At 65.0% G+C, this 18465-nt stretch carries 16 protein-coding genes; 7 read left to right on the plus strand and 9 right to left on the minus strand.

The features are described 5' to 3' along the window. Positions 1-9: 9 nt before the first annotated feature. A complete protein-coding gene (locus J7548_RS03790; RefSeq protein WP_290970526.1) occupies positions 10-759 on the plus strand; it encodes a polysaccharide deacetylase family protein in 750 nt (249 codons plus the stop codon). Between the two features lie 7 nt (positions 760-766). On the opposite strand, the gene J7548_RS03795 is transcribed toward J7548_RS03790, so the two are convergent. The 3 genes from J7548_RS03795 to J7548_RS03805 all read right to left on the minus strand — a co-directional run bounded on the left by J7548_RS03795 (position 767) and on the right by J7548_RS03805 (position 4270). Further along, positions 767-1984: a GNAT family N-acetyltransferase gene (locus J7548_RS03795; RefSeq protein WP_290970529.1), complete on the minus strand. Its 1218-nt coding sequence runs from the start codon at positions 1982-1984 to the stop codon at positions 767-769. Continuing rightward, positions 1974-3377, minus strand: coding sequence for an undecaprenyl-phosphate glucose phosphotransferase (locus tag J7548_RS03800; protein ID WP_290970532.1), 1404 nt, complete (start codon positions 3375-3377; stop codon positions 1974-1976). Before J7548_RS03800 ends, J7548_RS03795 begins: the two co-directional genes overlap by 11 nt. Before the next feature lie 68 nt (positions 3378-3445). Next, positions 3446-4270, minus strand: a complete 825-nt coding sequence (locus J7548_RS03805) for a WecB/TagA/CpsF family glycosyltransferase (protein WP_290970534.1) — start codon at positions 4268-4270, stop codon at positions 3446-3448. 232 nt (positions 4271-4502) lie between these two features. Here J7548_RS03805 and J7548_RS03810 point away from each other — a divergent pair, with 232 nt between their 5' ends. Both J7548_RS03810 and J7548_RS03815 read left to right on the plus strand, forming a co-directional pair. Further along, the gene (locus J7548_RS03810; protein ID WP_290970537.1) at positions 4503-5444 is read left to right on the plus strand and encodes a glycosyltransferase family A protein; all 942 of its coding nucleotides are present in this window, start codon (positions 4503-4505) and stop codon (positions 5442-5444) included. 17 nt (positions 5445-5461) lie between these two features. Further along, positions 5462-7993 carry an aldo/keto reductase gene (locus J7548_RS03815; protein WP_290970540.1) on the plus strand — a complete coding sequence of 844 codons (2532 nt, stop codon included), beginning with the start codon at positions 5462-5464 and terminating at the stop codon, positions 7991-7993. A gap of 13 nt (positions 7994-8006) precedes the next feature. Here J7548_RS03815 and J7548_RS03820 read toward each other — a convergent pair whose 3' ends face one another. Continuing rightward, a complete protein-coding gene (locus J7548_RS03820; protein WP_290970543.1) occupies positions 8007-9347 on the minus strand; it encodes a DUF3422 domain-containing protein in 1341 nt (446 codons plus the stop codon). A 135-nt stretch (positions 9348-9482) separates the two neighbouring features. Then, positions 9483-10040, minus strand: coding sequence for a transcription elongation factor GreB (gene greB / locus J7548_RS03825; RefSeq protein ID WP_290970546.1), 558 nt, complete (start codon positions 10038-10040; stop codon positions 9483-9485). Positions 10041-10296: 256 nt separating this feature from the next. On the opposite strand from greB, the gene J7548_RS03830 reads away from it, so the two are divergent. Beyond that, on the plus strand, positions 10297-11184 hold the full coding sequence (locus J7548_RS03830) for a methylglyoxal synthase (protein WP_290970549.1): 888 nt from the start codon (positions 10297-10299) through the stop codon (positions 11182-11184). A gap of 33 nt (positions 11185-11217) precedes the next feature. Next, positions 11218-11853 carry a hypothetical protein gene (locus J7548_RS03835; protein WP_290970551.1) on the plus strand — a complete coding sequence of 212 codons (636 nt, stop codon included), beginning with the start codon at positions 11218-11220 and terminating at the stop codon, positions 11851-11853. An 81-nt stretch (positions 11854-11934) separates the two neighbouring features. On the opposite strand, the gene J7548_RS03840 is transcribed toward J7548_RS03835, so the two are convergent. The 4 genes from J7548_RS03840 to J7548_RS03855 all read right to left on the minus strand — a co-directional run bounded on the left by J7548_RS03840 (position 11935) and on the right by J7548_RS03855 (position 16692). Further along, complete coding sequence (locus J7548_RS03840) at positions 11935-13284, minus strand: EAL domain-containing protein (protein WP_290970554.1); 1350 nt, start codon at positions 13282-13284, stop codon at positions 11935-11937. 153 nt (positions 13285-13437) lie between these two features. Then, positions 13438-14325 (minus strand): 23S rRNA (adenine(2030)-N(6))-methyltransferase RlmJ, encoded by an 888-nt coding sequence (gene rlmJ, locus J7548_RS03845; RefSeq protein ID WP_290970557.1) that lies wholly within the window; start codon positions 14323-14325, stop codon positions 13438-13440. Positions 14326-14592: 267 nt separating this feature from the next. Beyond that, positions 14593-16329 carry a ClcB-like voltage-gated chloride channel protein gene (locus J7548_RS03850; protein ID WP_290970559.1) on the minus strand — a complete coding sequence of 579 codons (1737 nt, stop codon included), beginning with the start codon at positions 16327-16329 and terminating at the stop codon, positions 14593-14595. Positions 16330-16338: 9 nt separating this feature from the next. Then, positions 16339-16692 carry a LysR family transcriptional regulator gene (locus J7548_RS03855; protein ID WP_290970562.1) on the minus strand — a complete coding sequence of 118 codons (354 nt, stop codon included), beginning with the start codon at positions 16690-16692 and terminating at the stop codon, positions 16339-16341. 282 nt (positions 16693-16974) lie between these two features. On the opposite strand from J7548_RS03855, the gene modA reads away from it, so the two are divergent. Next, a complete protein-coding gene (gene modA / locus J7548_RS03860) occupies positions 16975-17733 on the plus strand; it encodes a molybdate ABC transporter substrate-binding protein (RefSeq protein WP_290970565.1) in 759 nt (252 codons plus the stop codon). A 25-nt stretch (positions 17734-17758) separates the two neighbouring features. Then, positions 17759-18433, plus strand: coding sequence for a molybdate ABC transporter permease subunit (gene modB / locus J7548_RS03865; RefSeq protein ID WP_290970568.1), 675 nt, complete (start codon positions 17759-17761; stop codon positions 18431-18433). Positions 18434-18465: the final 32 nt, after the last annotated feature.

The following is an 18465-nucleotide window of genomic DNA, read 5'->3' on the forward strand; positions in this document are numbered from 1 at the left end:
ATCACCACCATGCCGACATCCATCGCACTGCGCCTGAGCCGCCTGCTCGCCCGCCATGCCTGCCGCAACATGCTGCCTTTGCGCGGACCGGCCGGCGTGGTCAGCTTTACCTTCGACGACGTGCCGGCATCGGCCTGCGAAGCCGGCGCGGCGGCATTGGAACGGCACGGAGCACGCGGCACCTTCTACGCCGCCGGCGGCCTGACGGACCAACTGGAGGAAGGCAAGCCCTGCCACTCCGAAGCGCAATTGCGCCGGCTGCTGGCCGACGGGCATGAAGTCGGCTGCCACAGCTACTCGCACATCCGCTGCGACATCCTCGGCGCCGACCGGCTCAATGCGGAACTGGAGCGCAATGCCCGTTTCCTCGAAAACCTGGGTGTTGATACGCGGCGGCTGGATTTCGCCTATCCGTTCGGCGCCTATGCGCTGGGCGCCAAGCAAATTTGCAACAGGCGTTTCCGCTCCAGCCGCATCACCGGCGGCGGCCCGCATTACGGCGAGGTCGACCTGAACGCGATCCAGACGTATCGCCTGTATGCCGAAACGGCCGCCCCTTCCTACGAGGAATTGCTGGCCCAAACCGCCGCCCGCAAGGGCTGGCTGGTGCTCAACACGCATGATGTGGAAAATCCGCCCAGCCGTTTCGGCTATACCCCGGAGAATCTGGAACAGGCGGTGAAAGCCGCGCTCGATGCCGGCTGCAAGGTGTTGCCGGTTGGGGCTGCGATCGATTACTGGGAATCCCAGGCGGGATAGGAATTGCCTACGGCAGCGGCGCCCGGCCCCGCAAACGGCGCACCAGATTGCGCAACCCCCGATGGCCGCGCGCCTTCTCCCTGGCGGCGCGCCAGAGGCGGCGCAGCGCCGCCACGCCTTTGCCGCGCCAACTGACGCCGGCTTCGAAACTGGCGAGCGCCAGCTCATGGTCGGCCCACTGCGCCTTGTAGGCCTCGTCGCCGACGGTCAGGTCGAACAAGGCGAAGCCGCGGGCGATGCAATCCTGCAGCACCGCATCCATCAATACCCGGCCGACCGAATAGCGCCCCCATTGGCCGTCTTCATAACCGGGCATGATCCAGTAGAAGCGCCGTCCGTGCCAGATCCCCCAATGGGTGGCGACGATCTCATCGCCGACGAACAGGGCCGACACCTGCACCCAGCCCTGTGCACCGCCACAATCGGCGGCAAGGCGCCGGTAGAAATCCAGATAACCAGGTTCGGCGAATACGTCGCGGCTGCCGGTTTCGCGCCAACGCCTCGCCTTCTGGCGCGCCATGACCGCCACAATGGCATCCTGTTCCGCGCCCTCCGCCCGCAGCACGATGCGCACACCGCCCGGGCACAGTTCTTCCAGGCGTCGCCGCTGGCGGCGGGTGTCGGCGAACATCTTGGCGCTGCGCGCTTTCTGGAAGGCCTCGAAGCTCTCGCCCAGCGTCGCGATGTGGGCGCGTTCAAGCCGCCAGGCTGCCCGCATCTGCGGCCAGTGCATCAAAGGATTGTCGAACATCCCGCCGCTGGTGGGATGTTCGATCTGCAATGGAGAACGGACGATGCGCACCAGATCGAACGGCGGCAGCAAACGCAGCAACGCCCGCCAGAATGGGCCCCAATGGGCGGCAGGAAGCGCTTTGGAAAATTCGGGGTGCAGCAGGCCGGCATTGTAGTCGGTCACTTCGCCGCCGAGCAGTCCGAGTACCCGCAAGCCGGCGCGGCGCTGCAAGCCGAACGGGATGAACATCAAGGTGCGGCCGGCGGCGTCGCAGACTTCGGTCAGGGCAACCCGCCATCCTTGCCGCTGCCCCAGTTGGCGCTGCCAGTGGGCCAACCAGGCGAAGCGCTGGAAACCGTAGCCGGCGCATACCTGCTCGGCCGCTTCCCAGCGCGCCTGCGCCGCCTCCAGCGAAGTGAAGATCCGCACCTGCAGCGCGCCTGCCTGCAGGCCGTCCAGGGATAGCGGAGAAGCGGCCGGCTCAATAGGCATTGCGATCGCTGATGATGGCCGGAATGGTTTTCAGGATGATCTTCAGGTCCAGGGCCAGCGACCAGTGGCGCATGTAGTACAGGTCGCACTCGATGCGCTTCTGCATCTTTTCCAGGGTATCGGTCTCGCCGCGAAAGCCGTTGATCTGCGCCCATCCGGTGATGCCCGGCTTGACCTTGTGGCGCAGCATGTAGCCTTTCACCTGGCGGCGATAGAGTTCATTGTGCTGGACCGCGTGCGGCCGCGGGCCGACGATGCTCATCGAGCCCTCCAGCACATTGAGGAACTGCGGCAACTCGTCCAGCGATGTCTTGCGCAGGAAGCGGCCGAACGGCGTGACCCGCGCATCGCCCACGGTGGCCTGCTTGACCTCACCGGTTTCCGGCGGGTCGTTGCGCATGGAGCGGAATTTGGAGACCACGATTTCCTGCCCGCCCACGCCATAGCGCTTTTGCCTGAAGATCACCGGCCCCGGCGAGGACAGCTTGACGCCAATGGCGACGAATAGCATCACCGGACTCAGCAGAATCAGGATCAGCGTGGCCAGCACCACGTCGAACAGCCGCTTGGCGATGCGCGCCAGCCCGATGAACGGGGTTTCGTAAGCGCACAGCACCGGCACGCCGGCGAATTCCTCGTACTGGATATGGCCCAGGCCGAACAGGTTGGACTCAGGCACGAAGTAGAACGAAGCCACCGAGTCGTGCAGCGAATCGATGATCGGTACGATATCGGCCGCGCGCACATGCACCAGCCCGATGAACACCACGTCCACCGGGTTCTTGCGCAGCCATTCCAGCGCGTCGCCCAGCGACCCCAGGCGCGGCAGGGTGTCGCCGATGCGCTGCACCCCTTGGCGGTTGTCGAAGAAACCGACCGGCTTGATGCCGAGGATCCGGGCGCTCTTGAAGGAAGCCGCCAGGTTCTGGGCATCTTCGCTGAAGCCGACGAAGACCGCGGAACGGCGCTGCTCCTTGGAGTTGTAGAGCCGCAGCGCCCAGTAGCGGACCAGCATCGACACCAGCGTCAGCGCAAACGGCGTAAGCACCAGCCACAACGCCATGACGATGCGGGAATAGTCTTCGCCCGTCTTGGACAGGTAGACCAGCAGCACGATGGTGAAATACACCGTCAGCCATGATTTGAAGATGCGGCCGATGCCGTGGATCGCCCAGGCGGCATTGTTGATCTCGAAACGGCGGGTATCGCTGAACGCGAGGAATCCGCCGATCAGGCCCAGCAAGCCGATGTAGCGGAATGTCGAGAACTGCGCCGGCTCGTAGAACGCCACGCACGCCATCAGGCTCAGCACGATGGTGAGCGCATAGATGGCGCCGACGATGAATCCGAACAAGGCGATATGGTGATTGCTGCTATCGCGATAAAAACCCACGTTCCACTCCTGTCGTGATGGCCTTCCCGGCACTTGCCGGAAAAGCCCGCGCCCGGCACGCATGCCGCTCAACGGGCCGCCTTGCCTTTCTTCAGTTCGCGCGCCAGCAAGCCAACGAAACGCGATCCCCGCACGATATAGCGCCGCCACAAGCGGTGCGGCTCCGCTGCCAGGCGCCAGAACCACTCCAGCCCGGCCTTCTGCATCCAGCGCGGCGCCCGCTGCTTGAAGCCGAGCGCGAAATCCATCGCGGCCCCCACGCACAGCACCAGCGATGCATCCAATTGCTGCTGCCAGGCGAAAGCCCAACGTTCCTGCTTGGGCATGCCCAGGCAGATGAACACGATCCCGGGCCGCTGGCGGTTGACCCGTTCCACGGCTTCGATCCCTTCCGCGCCCAATGGGTCGAAGCGCATCGACGGGCAGAACAGTTCCAGCGGCAGGCCGGGATAGACGCGCTCAAACGCCTCGCGCAACATCATCTCCTGCCCCGGCAAACCGCCGATGACGGTGACCGGCACACCGGCCTGGCTGGCCTTCTGCGCCAGCGCCAGGAACAGGTCGGCGCCGGTGACACGCTCCGGCAAAGGCTTGCCTACAAGCTTGCTGGCCCAGACCACCGGCATGCCGTCGGCGAAGATATAGTCCGCCCGGCGATACTGGGCAGTGAATTCGTCCGGCGCATCCTGCAGCCGCACCAGATGGTCGACATTGGGCGTGACGACTACGCGGGCCGGACGCGCGCCGGCACTGGCATAGGCAAACAAGGCGTCGGCCGCTTCGTCGAAGCGGGCCGCGCAAATGTCCAGCCCGAACAGGTGCTCGGTCCGGAATTCCGTAGTACGCAGCCCCTCCGGCGCCCCCTGCGTCCGCATTACGCGTGTACCGTCCATTGATCGTATCGCTTTCCCAAAAGCTTTTCGAACGATAAAATAGTGTAAATTTGACATCATTCTAACAATTTAAACGATGATCTGATCAATAAATTTACGGTGTCTTTTTATGGCTACTTTCTGGAAATGCCAGTAAAAACGTGGTTTTATTGACTTTTTCACTCTAAAAAAACTTGAAACCTGCCTGAGAGCAAGCCACCATGCCCACCATCCTTCCCTCCTCCCGCGACGCATGAACGCTCTCCAACAGGCACAGGCACTGCAGCCGGTCGAAGCGCCGCCGGCCGACAATCCGCATATCGTCCCGCTGGTCATCATTTCGCCGGTGCGGGATGAAGCCAAGTACCTGCGGCTGACCATGGATTCCATCGTGGCGCAGACATACCGGCCGCTCGAATGGATCCTGGTGGACGACGGCTCGACCGACCAGACCCCCGACATCGTGCGCGAATACGCCGCGAAGTATCCATTCATCCGGCTGGTGCCCCGGCAAGACCGCGGTTTCCGCAAGCTGGGAGGCGGCGTCGTGGCGGCCTTCAATTTCGGCGTCGAACATATCCTCAACCGGGATTACCAGTACATCGCCAAGCTCGATGGCGACATGTCGTTCGGCCCGCGCTACCTGGAGCACATGTTCCAAAAGTTCGACGAAGATCCGAAGCTGGCGGCGGTTTCAGGCAAGGTGTACCGCCACGAAGACGGCAAGTACATCGAGGAAAGCCACATCGACGAGCAGGTCGCCGGCCAGTTCAAGCTTTACCGGCGCGATGCCTTCGAAGACATCGGCGGCTTCGTCCAGCATTTGTCGTGGGATGGCATCGACGTGCACACGGCCTGGATGAGAGGCTGGAAAACCTTCTGCTACTACGACCCGCAGGCCTGGCTCTGGCACCACCGGATCATGGGTTCGTCCGACAAGCATATCTACGAAGGCCGCCTGCGCTGGGGGCGCGGCAACTGGTACATGGGCTACCACCCGCTCTACGCGATCGCCACCGGTATCAACCGCATGCGCGAGAAGCCGTTCATCATCGGCGGCCTGCTGATGATCTACAGCTATTTCCTGTCGGCGTTGCGCGGCCTGCCGCGCTATGAAAACCCGGAATTCCGCAGCTACCTGCGGGCATGGCAGATGAAACGCCTGAAGCGGCATTTCCTCGGTAAAAAAGACTAAGAAAACTAGAGCGCGTTATGGCGATCCTGTCCGGCCTGGCGGCCGACCATTCCTACGACCTCTGCATCGTCGGCGCCGGCCCGGTCGGCCTGTCGATGGCGCTGGAAGCCCAGGCGCGCGGCGCGCGCGTCCTGATCCTGGAGTCCGGCCCGCGCCGGCAGGACAGCAGCGGCCAGGCGCATGCCCGCGCCCACATCGCCGATCCTGAGCGCCATGCGCCGATGGAAATCGCCACCCAGCGCGGCCTGGGCGGCGGCTCGTGGCTATGGGGCGGGCGCTGCGTGCCGTTCGAACCGATCGATTTCGCTCGGCGCAGCTTCGTGCCGGACGGCGAATGGCCGATTACGCTGGATGAACTGCTGCCCTGGTATCCGGCGGCGGCGCAATTCCTCGATTGCGGCCGTGCGCTGTTCCGTTCCCCGTCCGACTGGCCCGCGATGCCGGACATCGAACTCTCGCAGCTGGAACGCTGGTCGCAGCAACCCAAGCTGGCCCCCAGGCTTGGCGGCTGGGCGCTGGCGACGCCGGGCATCGATTTCCTGTTCGAGGCCACGCTGACCGGCTTCGACCTGGTTCCGCAAACCGATGGCGGCGCCAGCCTGCGCGGCCTGCAAGCGCGGCATGCCGGGCAAGCCATCGCGGTCCGCGCCCGGGATTATGTGCTGGCCTGCGGCGGGCTGGAGACGACCCGCCTGCTGCTGGCCGAGCAGGCGCGCCGGGCGCAAGAGATGCCGGGCCTGTTCGGCGGCAAGAACGGCCCGCTCGGCGGCTATTACATGGGGCATATCTTCGGCAGCATCGGCAGCCTGGTGCTGGCCCGGCCGGACTCCTTCAGCGCGCTCGACTTCTCGTTCGACCCGACCGGCACCTATGTGCGCCGCCGCTTCACGCTGGCCGAGAGCACGCAGCGCGAACGGCAACTGCTCAACACCTCGTTCTTCGCCGACAATCCTCCCTTCTACGACGAGCGCCACCGCAACCCGACCTTGTCGCTGGTGTTCCTCGCCCTGAGCATCCCGCTGATCGGCCGCCGCCTGCTCAGCGAGGCGATCCGCCTGAAGCACATCGGCCCGCCGCCCTACCGCTATGGCGCGCATATATGGAACGTGCTGCGCCGCCCCTGGCGCGCCGTGGCCGACGTGCTCGACATCCTGCGCCGGCGCTACCTGTCGCCGACCCGCAAGCCGGGTTTCGTGCTGCGCAACGAAGGCGGCACCTATGCGCTGAATTACCATGCCGAGCAACTGCCCAATCCGGAGAGCCGGGTGACGCTGTCCGGCGAACAGGACGCCTACGGCATCCCGCGCCTGCATATCGACTTCCGTTATCTGCCGGCCGATGCCGAATCGGTGCTCAAGGCGCACGAGGTGCTGGACCAGAACCTGCGCGCGGCGGGCATGGGCCATATCGCCTACCACCGTCCGCCCGAACAGCGCCTCGGCCATATCATGGAACAGGCCACCGACGGCTTCCACCAGGCCGGCACCACGCGCATGAGCGCCGATCCCCGCAGCGGCGTGGTCGACCGCGATGGCGCGGTGCATGGCGTGGCGCATCTGCATGTGGCATCGAGCAGCAATTTCCCGACCACCGGCGAAGCCAATCCGACCTTCCTGGCGGTGGCGATGGCGGCGCGCCAGGCGGCGCGGCTGGCCGGCGGATCGCTTGAGCGCAGCGCCATCCCCTCGTTCTATCCGTTCCCGCTATCGGCGCCAGAGCGGGACAATACCCACATTCCGCCCATGAAGAAAATCACGATCCCCGGCACCGACCTGGCCGTCAGCCGCTTTTCCTTCGGCACCGCCAGCCTGCACCACCTGTTCCGGCAGGAGCAGCGGCTGGCCCTGCTGCGCGCGGCGATCGATGCCGGCTTCACGCACTTCGATACCTCGCCTTACTACGGCTTCGGCCTGGCCGAGCAAAGCCTCGGCCAGCTTACTGCCGGCGAACTGCAACACATTACGATCGCCACCAAGGTCGGCCTCTACGGCCCGCCGGGTTCAGGCCCGCGGGTGCCGGAAATCCTGCTGCGCAAGGTGGCCGGCAAATTCGTCAAGGGCATCAACCGGCCCGTCGTGGATTGGTCGCTGGCGCGCGCCCGGGCCAGCCTGGAACAAAGCCTGCGCCGGCTAGGGCGCGGCCATGTCGATATCCTCTACCTGCATGAGCCGGTACAGGAACTGATCGCTTCCGACGAATGGCAGCGCTGGCTGGAAAGCCTGGTCCTAGCGGGCAAGATCCGCCACTGGGGTGTCGCCGGGGAAGCGCCGGCGATCGCCGCCATGCTGGAGAAGAGTCCGGGACTGGGGCCATTGGTGCAGGTGCGCGACAGCCTGAGCCAGCATCAGGCGGACGTGCTGCAGGCGCACCGGCGCCCGCTGCAGTTCACCTACGGCTATATGGCCGATGCCGCCACGCGCGCGGTGCCGGCGCCGGTCAAGCTGACCCAGGCTCTGGCCCGCAATCCGGGCGGCTCCATCATCGTCTCCACACGCAAGGTGGAACGGGTGGCCGAGCTGGCGAGCCTGCCCGGCCTGGCCGGGGAATAGCGGATCCGGGGCGTCAGTGATGCCCCAGGCCCTTGTGCATGCGGCGCAGTCCCAGCCACACGCAAGCGGCCACCACCGGCACCACCAGCCCGGTGGCGAGATCGGGGTTGATCGGCAGGCCCGCCGCCTTGGCCGCCTTGCCGGCGTAGCCGATCAGGCCGATCACATAGTATGAGATCGCCGCCACCGACAAGCCTTCGACCGCCTGCTGCAGCTTCAGTTGCTGCGCCGCGCGCGCGTTCATCGATTGCAGGATCTGGCGGTTCTGCTGTTCCTGCACGATGCCGATGCGGGTGCGCAGCAGGTCGTTGGTATGGGCGACGCGCTCGGCCAGCGCTTCCTGCCGGCGCGCGACGGCCTGGCAGGTATCCATCGCCGGCGCCAGCCGGCGTTCCATGAATTCGCCGATGGTCGGCACGCCTTCGATGCGCTGCTCGCGCAATTCCTCGATGCGCGCCTGCACCAGCCGGAAGTAGGCTTGCGAGGCCGAGAAGCGGTAGCTGTTTTCCAGCGACAGCTTTTCGATGCGCGCCGCCAGCCCGGTAATCTTGCGCAATATCCGCTCGTCCTCGGCATGTTCTTCCGGGGTGCCGCCCATCGATTGCTCGGACTGCACCATGGCCGCGGTCAGCGCCGCCAGGTCGCCTTCGATCTGGTTCAGCAGCGGCCCCGACTGCTGGGCATGCGGCAAGCCCAGGAGCGCCATCATGCGATAGGTTTCGATCTCCAGGATGCGCTGCGCCAGACGGCCGCCCTGCAATTCGCGCAAGTCGATGTCGCGCACCACGAAACGGGAAAAGCCGTCGGACTGGATCTGGAAATCCGCCCAGATCTCGCCGCCCTGCAAGACCTTGCTGGAACTCATCAGCTTGCCTTCGAAGATGCGCTGCATGCTGCGCGCGGTGCCGGCCGGGTCGTCGATGCCGGGCTCGACCACCACGTGCGCGGCCACCATCAGCTTGCCCTGCAGCGACAACAGCCATTGCTGGGGGACGTGCAACAGCGGCGCGCGGGCGAATGCCTCGGCGGTCGAGAGCGGTTCCTCGTGGGCCTGGGCGAAGGTGTAGGTGGCGAATTCGGTATGGCATTCCCACTTCAGGCGGAAGCGTCCGAAATCATGATAGAAGTGCTTGGCTTCAGCGCCCGGCGCGACCACGCCGAAATGGGCGCACAAGGCCTCCAGCAAGGCATGCTGCAGCTTGGCATGCTGGTTGCCGTTGCCATCCTCGCGCACGTAGACTGCCAGGTGCGTGAGCGTTTCGGAGCGGGTCAGCTGCAGGAACGGACGCGAATGCACCTCCGCCGCCAAGGTGACGCGCTGGGGGTGGTTCAGGCTGGCATAGACGATGGACATGATTTTCCCGTGGATGATTGAATGCTGGCTTGCCGCCGTGTCACGCATGCGAAAAGCATGCCGGGAACGGCGTTCGTTATTTGTGCTTGCTGTGCTTGCTGATTGGGTACTGACCCCTGCCGTGGCCGCCGGCGCTTACTCAGGCGCCGGATAGCTCACTTCGAGGATGGTCAGTTGTTCGATGCCAGACGGCGTCTGCAACACCACCTCGTCGCCTTCGCGCGCCTTGGTCAGCGTGCGCGCCACCGGCGAGATCCAGCTGATCTTGCCGTTGAGCGGGTCGAGCTCGTCGATGCCGACGATGGTCACCGTATGCGACTCGCCGCGCTGGTTCTCATAGGTGACGGTGGCGCCGAAGAAGATCTGGTCGCTGCCGTGGTGCACCGTCGGGTCGACCACTTCGGCCAGGTCCAGGCGCTTGGTCAGGAAGCGGATGCGGCGGTCGATCTCGCGCAGGCGCTTCTTGCCGTACAGGTAATCGCCGTTCTCGGAACGGTCGCCGTTGGACGCGGCCCAGGAGACGATGCGCACCACCTCCGGGCGCTCGACGTCGATCAGTTGCAGCAGCTCGTCCTTGATGCGCCGGTGCCCCTGGGGCGTCATGTAGTTCTTGGAACCCGCCGGGATGGCGGGCAAGGCGATTTCGTCATCGTCATCGCCGCCGTCGGATTCTTTTACAAAAGCCTTGTTCATCTGCAATATCGGTTTCGGTTAAGCATGCAGCCGCACCTCGGGCGGCTTTTCTCGCTTCCCATTGTAGCCCGATGCGACCCGCCGGGAGGGTACAGTTGGATGGCCAAACATCCCCTTGGCTGTACTGCGATGCCGGCCCCCTTTTGGCCCGCCTTCCCGGCTTTTCTTGCGCCGCCCCTCGCCCTTTCCTCCGCCCTCGGCGATAATTCCGGATAACGCAACCGCCTTTCCTCACGCTTCCATCCGACCGCCATCCATGTCTTCCATCGCTCCCCGTTACCGCATCGGCCTCATCGCCAACCGTGCCCACCAGGATGCCCGCGACTCCGCCCTGGTCCAATTGCTCAACGGCTCGCGCCATCGCATCGAAGCGCTGCAGCCGGAACTGATCGTGGTCGGCCGCACCCTGGACGCCATCGGCCAGATGAACCTGCTGCCCGGCTACCCGCATCTGGTGCGCTTCCCTTACGGGCGCAACGGCGGCCTGATGAAACTGGTCTCGCGCACCGTGGACGCCGATCCGGAACGCACGCTGGATGCGGTGATCTACCTGATCGACCCGGTCGATCCCTCCTCCACCTTTCCCGAAGCGGTGGCGCTCAAGCGCCAGTGCGTGATCCACGGCAAGCCCTTCCTGTCGACGCTGGCCGGCGCCCAGGAATGGCTGGAGCTGGAGTCCATCGCCACCGGCGCCGCGCCCGATCCGGCGCTGGACGATCGCTTCAGGCTGGAACAGGAAGGCATCGCCCTGATCGCCCACGACGCGATGAAGCCGCGCATGCTGGAACTGGCCGAAAAGCATTTCGACGTGCTCGACAAGTTCGCCTTCCGCTGCGCCACCGGCACCACCGGCGGGCAGCTCAACCAGTTGGCCATGAAGATCAAGGGCGAAGCCGGCCGCAATTGGGTCAAGCCCTTCCTCTCCGGCCCGCTGGGCGGCGACGCGCAGATCGCCGAACTGATCCTGGAGCACCAGTGCCGCCGCGTCCTGTTCCTGGAAGACCCGCACGTGGCGCGCCAGCACGAGGCCGACATCCAGCTGCTGGAGCGCGCCGCGCGCACCGTGACCAACTACGCTTCCTGCATGAGCGACATCAAATGGGGCGACCGCTGGCTGTCGCTGATCGGCGCGCGCCAGGTCTGATTCCCGGCGTCCTGGCCTGTCCCCCGCAATACCATGCCCATCTCCCCACCGCCTGCGCCCCGCCGCCCGCCAAGATGGCGACGGCGGCTGCTGGCGCCGCTGATCTACCTGGCGGCCTTGCTGCTGATCCTGGAAGAATGGCTGTGGGATGCCACCCAGGCGGTGCTCAGACGCATCCCCTCCTGGCCGGTGTGGATGCTGCTGCAGCGCTGGATCGGGCGGCTTCCGCCCTATGCCGCGCTGGTGGCGTTCCTGGCGCCGACCCTGCTGCTGTTGCCGGTGAAGATACTCGCCCTGCTCTCCATCGCCCACGGCCATCCGGCGCTGGGCCTGGCGATCGTCCTCACGGCCAAGGTCCTGGGCACGGCGCTGGTCGCCCACATCTACGCGCTCACCCGCCGCAGCCTGTTGTCGCTGGCCTGGTTCCAACGCGCCCATGACGCGGTCCTGGCGTTCAAGGACAGGATGATCGCCCACCTGCACGCCAGTCCCGGCTGGCAGCAAGTCCAGAAGCTGATGGCGAATCTGCGGAGCAAAGCGCGCGGCGTCGTCGACAGCGTGAAGGCGCGCCTGGCAGGATCGCCGCGCTCCGAAGGCGGACGGCTGCTGCGCCTGTTCCGGCGCCTGGCGGCGCGTATGAAGAAATGGCGCGATTCCGGTTCCCGCTGAGGCAGCCAAGCCAAGTGCACGGAAAAGAAAAGGCCGCCATGCTGATGCATTGGCGGCCTTTTCTATTGCTCCCGGAGACGATCAATCGTCGTCGTCATCGTCGATATAGCCGTTCGGCGGCGGCGCCATCTGCACGCCCGCGGCCTGGCCGACATTGTTGGTCGAGATGCTGTTGCCCCATTCGAAGGCGTATTTTTCCGCTTCGAAGAAATCGTCTGCGGACAGTTGCAGCTCATCGAGCAGGCGCTGCATCTCTTCCTGGTCCTGCTCGCGCTGCTCGGTGCACTCGACCAGCTTCAGCGCCATCCCGTAGAAGCCAGTACGGCGCAGCAGCGCTTCGCGGATCTCGGTGCTGACCGTGATCTGGCGCAAGACGCTTTCCATGCTCATGCCGAACAGCGCATCCACCAGCGACATGATGCCGACCGTAAACGCCATTTCCGACATCTTGCGGCGTCCCGGGCGGATCTTCGCGGTGACCAGTTCCAGCATCTTGCCGCGGGTGGCCGCCAGGATCATCAGCGGCGACAGGGTGTGGGTCTTGCCCTTGTCGGTATTGGCGAACAGCAGGATCTGCAGCCAGCGCTTGAGTTGGCGGCGGCCGAGCACGATCAGCGCCTGCCCCAGCGAATCGATGAATTTCTGGAAGCCGTAGACCGGGGTGTTCACCAGGCGCAGCAACGTCAGGCTCAGCGCCACGTCGCGCTTGATGTAGCGCACGATCTCGCCGTTGTCGACATTGCGCACCAGGAGCGTCAACAGGTGCATGATCACTACCTTCGAAGCCTCCAGCTTCTTGCCCTGAAGGACCATCGGCTTGGCGAAGTAATAGCCCTGGAAGTAATCGAAACCGAACGTGACGCAATCGTTGAACTGCTGCAGGGTCTCGACCTTCTCGGCCAGCAGTTCCTTGCCGGCGCGCTTGAAATGCACGGACAGCTTGAGCAGCTTGCTGGGATCGACTTCCATGACGTCGATCTTGATGATCTTGACCAGGGGCAGCAGCTCTTCGATTTCTCCCGATTCGGCCACCACGTCATCCAGCGCGAACACATAGCCCGCCTTGACCAGTTCGCGCACGCGCGCCACCAGCTCGGGGGTGACCCTGACGGTTTCCAGGATCTCCAGCACCACCTTGTCGGTAGGCAGGAAGTAGATGAAATCGCTCATCAGCACCGCGGCATCGACGTTGATGAAACCTTGCAGGTTGCCGATGACGTTGGACAGGCCCAGCTCCGAGGCGTGCGCGATCACCGCTGCCGTCGCGGTGACGTCATCCTTCACGTTGGCGGGACCGAAGGCGGCGCTGCGGAACAGCAGCTCGTAGCCGATCAGGTCCTGCTCACGGTTCAGGATAGGCTGGCGGGCCAGGAAGAAATCCAGGGCGAGATGCTGCGCAGGGTTGGATTGGTCGGATGGCTGGTCGGACATGGTTGTTATTTTAGGTGCCCCAAGCTTGGTGATGACGCTTCATTTCCGGCGATGCCGGACATTGTATGCCGGTTCGGCCTTGCCCCGGCCGGCTGATGCAAGGCCATCGAAATAAAATCACAAAAACTCACGAACAGGGAAGATGCCAGCATATCATCCCTCTCCGGATTCGAGGACGAAACCGGCGCTGTCGTCGGTGCCAAGCACATCGACCAGGTAAGGCATGACTTCCCGCAGCATCGGCTCCAGCGTCCAGGGCGGATTGAGGATGAACATCCCGCTGTTGTGCAGGCCGAAGCCATCGGGCGCCGGGCCATGGATGGCCAGCGTCACGTTCAGCCAGCTCTTGGCGCCCAGGCGCTTGAGCCGCTCCGGCAACTGGCGCGACTCATTCCGCTGCAGCACCGGGTACCAGACGGCATACATGCCGGTCGGGAAACGGGTCAGCGCATCGGCCAGCACCTGCGCCACCTGCGCGTAGTCGCGCTTGTCTTCATAAGGGGGATCGATCAGCACCAGGCCGCGGCGCGAAGGCGGCGGCAGCAGCGCCTTGAGCCCGGCGAAACCGTCGGCGCGATGCACCATCACGCGCTTGCCGCGCGCGGCGGGACGCTGGCCCTGCGCCAGGGCATGGGCTTCCAGCTTGCGAAAATTCTCTTCCAGCACCTTGCCCTCGGTGGGATGCAGTTCGAACAGGCGCAGGCGATCCTGCTCGCGCATCACCTTCTCGGCGCAATAAGGCGAACCGGGGTAGTAGCGCATCTTGCCGCTGGGGTTGAGCGACTTCACCAGGTCGACGTATTCCTGGACGACCGGCGGCAGGTCCTTGCGGTTCCACAGCGGCGCGATGCCGGTCTCGTACTCGGCGTTCTTGCTGGCGTAATCGCCATCGAGCGCGTAGACGCCGGCGCCGGCGTGCGTATCGATGACCATGTAGGCAGTGTCTTTCTGCCCGAGATAGCGCATCAGTTGAATCGTCACCATGTGCTTCAGGACGTCGGCGTGGTTGCCGGCATGAAAAGCGTGGCGATAACTCAGCATGGGAAATTGTGCTCTTTATAAAAAATGAAAATCGTACGAGTTGCCAAGCGGCTATCGCACGATGGAAGAAATCTTTGGCATTCTAACAAGGATACGATATCCGTAAACTGCGCGGGCTGTATTTGTTACAAAGAAACAGCGCTGCGCGGCAGCCGGATTGTCCATCCTTTCACCGATGCCGGCATCGTTTTCCGCCATGTCCGGCAAGGTGCAAGCACCGACGGCAAGACATCATGCGTGTTAATGCTTAACAAGAACTTACACGGTTCAATTTCCGGAACGATCGAGGCGGAAATAGGCATCGAGCAACGATGTCTTGTAAACAACCCCCAGCAGCCGGCGGTCTTCGGCATGCGCGATCACCGGCAAGCGTTCCCCCTGGTGGTCCAGGAAAAGCTGCAGCGCCTCGCCCAGCGACATGTCCGGCGTCACCTCATGCAGGAAATGGCTGCGCAGGAAATCCCGCGCCTGGCGGCCGGCATGGTCTTTCTTGTCCAGCAGCCAGGAGGTCAGGTCCTGCAGCGCCACCACGCCTTGGTAGCGCTCGTCGGCATCGACGATATAGATGTACTTGACCGGATACTTCAGGAACACCGCGCTCATCTCTTCCATCCCCGCGTCTTCCCGCAACACCGTCTGGGCCGGGCGGATCAGTTCGCTCATGTGGGTGCCGCGCAGGCGCAGGCGCTCTTCGGCATCGCGGTGGCGCTTGAGGGTGATTTCATACATCGAGCGGCCATCCAGGCCGCGGGCGACGACATAGGCCACCACGCAGGACAGCATCAGCGGCAGCACCACCTGATAGCTCAGGGTCATCTCGAAAATCATCAGGATCGCCATCAACGGCGCATTCGAGGCCGCCGCCAGGAAAGCGCCCATGCCCACCATCGCATAGGCGAACGGCTGCGACATATGGAAAGGCAGCAACGCCTGCGCCGCATCGCCGAACAGCAGGCCGACCGCCGCTCCGACGAACAGCACCGGCGTGAAGATGCCGCCCACCGCCCCCGATCCCACCGTGATCGCCGTCGCCAGTATCTTCACCAGCAGCAGCGTCAGCGCCGCCTGCCACATCCAATCGGTATGCAGCAGCGAATTGACCAGGCTATAGCCGTTGCCCCAGACCTCCGGCACCCGCACCGAGATCAGGCCCACCAGCAAACCGCCCAAGCCCATGCGCAGCGGCAACGGCAGGCGCAGCTTGCCGAATGCGGCGCGGCCGAACTCCAGTGCGCGCAGGAATTGCGGCGCCAGCAAACCGGCCAGCACGCCCAGCACGACGAACAGCAGGACTTCCCATCCCGCCACTTCCGGGAAGAAAGGCATTTCATAGGCCGGCTTGTAGCCCGGCAGCTCGCGCATGGTGATATTGGCCACCACCGAGGCCACCACCACCGGGCCGAAGCTCTCCATCACCAGCGAACCGAGCACGATCTCGGTGATGAAAAAAGCGCCTGCGATCGGCGCATTGTAGGCCGACGTGATGCCGGCGGCGGCGCCGCAAGCCACCAGCAGGCGCAACCTCGATGCCGGGAAATGCGAGAACTTGCCCACCAGCGAAGCGCACAGCGCCGCCAGTTGCACCATCGGCCCTTCGCGGCCGATGGAACCGCCCGAGCCGATGGTCGCCAGCGAGGAGATGCTGCGCAACAGCGTATGCCGCACCGGAATGGCGCCGTCGCCGATGGCCACCGCCTCCATGTAATCGCCGCCGGCGCCGGCCGGCACGCGCCGGGCCCAGACCAGGAACAGCCCGGCCACGATGCCGCCGGCCGTGGGCAGCAGCACGCGCATGTGCCAGGGCAAGCCCTTGGCGATCTCGACGAAACTGCCGCTATGGCCGGTCAGCAGCAATTGCAGCAACGCGATGCTTTCGCGGAAGGCGATGGTCGCCAGCGCCCCGACGAAGCCGGCCAGGGCGCCCCACAGCAGCATCGAATGATTTTCCGAGACGCGGCATGCGTTGAGCACCCGCAGACGGTATTTGAGCCAGATTTCCCGCATCGCCCGCGCCTATCCGTGATCGGCCATCAGCGACTGCAGGTAGCCGAGGTCGGCGGCAATGCTGGTTTCGGCCTTCTTCTGCATGCGCTGGTAGCGCGCCAACACCTCGCGCCCCAGTTCGGTCACCACCGCGCCGCCGCCGCGCGCGCCGCCGGTGGCGGTGCTCACCAGCGGGCTGGCAAAGCAGCGGTTCATTTCCTCGACCAGCAGCCAGGCGCGCCGGTAGGACATGTCCATCTCGCGCGCGGCGCCGGAGATCGATCCGGCACGCTCGATGGCTTGCAAAAGATCGGCCTTCCCCGGGCCGAAGGCGATGGTGTCGCCCTGCATCACGCGCAATCTGATGGTCTTGGAATAAGTCATGCGCGTGATTGTACAAGGGCCTCCCGGCGCGTCCAACACCGCAGTGCCGCAACGGCGCCGGCCAGGCAGGCAGAAGCTGCAGGCGGCCGACGGGACAGTCGCCCGCCTCCGGAGGCAGTACAGTTTTGCCCGCGGTTGACTGTCGCTATATCCTTGCGTATATTTCGACTCATCCACCAAGCGCGCGTCGGCCGTCGGTCCGCGCGCTTTTGCTTGCCTGCGGCAGCGTGAGGCGCCGATGCCACGCAGGCCATTCGATACCAGAACCGAGAGGAACCGCAGATGTTCAAGCGTACCCGCCTGAAAACCGCCCTTGCCGCCGCCCTGCTGCTGTGCGCCGGCGCCGCCCACGCCGCGGAGCTGGTGGTTTCTGCCGCGGCCAGCCTGACCAATGCCTTCAAGGAACTGGCGCATTCGTTCGAGCAGCAGAACCCAGGCGTGCAGGTGATCACCAACTTCGGCGCCTCCGACATCCTGATGCAGCAGATCGTGCGCGGCGCCCCGGCCGACGTGTTCGCCTCGGCAGACCAGGCCGCGATGGACAAGGCGGTCGCCGAAAAGGCCGTCAACCCGGCCACCCGCAAGAATTTCGCCGCCAACCAGATCGTGCTGATCGTGCCGCATGACGGCAAGCTGCAGCCGGCCGGGCTGGCCGACCTCAGCCAGCCCGGCTACCGGCGCATCGCCCTGGGCAACCCGGCCTCGGTGCCGTTCGGCCGCTACACCAAGGCCGCGCTGGAAAGCGCCGGCCTGTGGCAGCAGGTATCGGCCAAGGCCGTGATGGCGGAGAACGTGCGCACCAGCCTGGACTACGTGGCGCGCGGCGAGGTCGACGCCGGTTTCGTCTTCGCCACCGACGCCGCCGTGATACCGGACAAGGTCAAGGTCGCCGTCCGTATCCCGTCCGCCGCGCCGGCCACCTATCCGATCGCCGTCACTGCCGGCTCCCGGCAGAAGGAACTGGCCGACAAGTTCATCGGCCATGTGCTCTCGCCCGCCGGCCAGGCGGTGCTGGCGCGCTACGGTTTCCTCAAGCCCTGATCCGCCCCATCCGCGCGCACACGCCATGCATCCCGTCTGGACTCCGCTGCTGCTCTCGCTCAAGGTCGCCGGGCTGGCGACCTTGCTCAACATGGTGCTGGGCGTGGCCGCGGCCTACGGCTTGTCGCGCTGGCGCTCGCCGCTGCGCGACTTCATCGATTCCATCCTGACCTTGCCGCTGGTGCTGCCGCCGACCGTGCTGGGCTATTACCTGCTGGTGCTGTTCGGCCGCCGCGGCGCCTTCGGCGCCTGGCTCGACAGCATCGGCATCCAACTGGTGTTCACCTGGCAGGGCGCCGTGGTGGCCTCCACCATCGTCGCCTTCCCGCTGGTGCTGAAGGCTTCCCGCGCCGCTTTCGAAAACGTCGACCACCAGCTGGAAAATGCCGCCCGCGTGCTGGGCGTGTCGGAGGCCGGGGTATTCTTCCGCGTCAGCCTGCCGCTGGCGGCCAGGGGCATCGCCGCCGGCGTACTGCTGGCCTTCGCCCGCGCGCTGGGCGAATTCGGCGCCACGCTGATGGTGGCCGGCAACCTGCCCGGCCGCACCCAGACCTTGTCGGTCGCTATCTATGAAGCGGTGCAGGCCGGCGACGACGGCGCCGCCACGATGCTGGTGGCGATCACCTCCATCACCTGCGTCGTGATCCTGATGCTGGCCGGGCGGCTGCTGCCGGACCGCAAGCAGTTCACTTTGCGTTAAGCTTCTCCTGTCCCGCCATGCGCCCCGATTCC

Source organism: Herbaspirillum sp., from assembly GCF_017744395.1.
Classification (GTDB): domain Bacteria; phylum Pseudomonadota; class Gammaproteobacteria; order Burkholderiales; family Burkholderiaceae_D; genus Herbaspirillum.

What these genes read in the sequence shown, in the direction of transcription:
- J7548_RS03855 (WP_290970562.1), bottom strand. Translation starts at nt 16,692, where the DNA reads ATGACTTATTCCAAGACCATCAGATTGCGCGTGATGCAGGGCGACACC.
- J7548_RS03810 (WP_290970537.1), top strand. Translation starts at nt 4,503, where the DNA reads ATGAACGCTCTCCAACAGGCACAGGCACTGCAGCCGGTCGAAGCGCCG.
- rlmJ (WP_290970557.1), bottom strand. Translation starts at nt 14,325, where the DNA reads ATGCTGAGTTATCGCCACGCTTTTCATGCCGGCAACCACGCCGACGTC.
- J7548_RS03820 (WP_290970543.1), bottom strand. Translation starts at nt 9,347, where the DNA reads ATGTCCATCGTCTATGCCAGCCTGAACCACCCCCAGCGCGTCACCTTG.
- J7548_RS03805 (WP_290970534.1), bottom strand. Translation starts at nt 4,270, where the DNA reads ATGGACGGTACACGCGTAATGCGGACGCAGGGGGCGCCGGAGGGGCTG.
- modA (WP_290970565.1), top strand. Translation starts at nt 16,975, where the DNA reads ATGTTCAAGCGTACCCGCCTGAAAACCGCCCTTGCCGCCGCCCTGCTG.
- J7548_RS03830 (WP_290970549.1), top strand. Translation starts at nt 10,297, where the DNA reads ATGTCTTCCATCGCTCCCCGTTACCGCATCGGCCTCATCGCCAACCGT.
- J7548_RS03790 (WP_290970526.1), top strand. Translation starts at nt 10, where the DNA reads ATGCCGACATCCATCGCACTGCGCCTGAGCCGCCTGCTCGCCCGCCAT.
- J7548_RS03850 (WP_290970559.1), bottom strand. Translation starts at nt 16,329, where the DNA reads ATGCGGGAAATCTGGCTCAAATACCGTCTGCGGGTGCTCAACGCATGC.
- J7548_RS03835 (WP_290970551.1), top strand. Translation starts at nt 11,218, where the DNA reads ATGCCCATCTCCCCACCGCCTGCGCCCCGCCGCCCGCCAAGATGGCGA.
- J7548_RS03840 (WP_290970554.1), bottom strand. Translation starts at nt 13,284, where the DNA reads ATGTCCGACCAGCCATCCGACCAATCCAACCCTGCGCAGCATCTCGCC.
- greB (WP_290970546.1), bottom strand. Translation starts at nt 10,040, where the DNA reads ATGAACAAGGCTTTTGTAAAAGAATCCGACGGCGGCGATGACGATGAC.
- J7548_RS03795 (WP_290970529.1), bottom strand. Translation starts at nt 1,984, where the DNA reads ATGCCTATTGAGCCGGCCGCTTCTCCGCTATCCCTGGACGGCCTGCAG.
- modB (WP_290970568.1), top strand. Translation starts at nt 17,759, where the DNA reads ATGCATCCCGTCTGGACTCCGCTGCTGCTCTCGCTCAAGGTCGCCGGG.
- J7548_RS03815 (WP_290970540.1), top strand. Translation starts at nt 5,462, where the DNA reads ATGGCGATCCTGTCCGGCCTGGCGGCCGACCATTCCTACGACCTCTGC.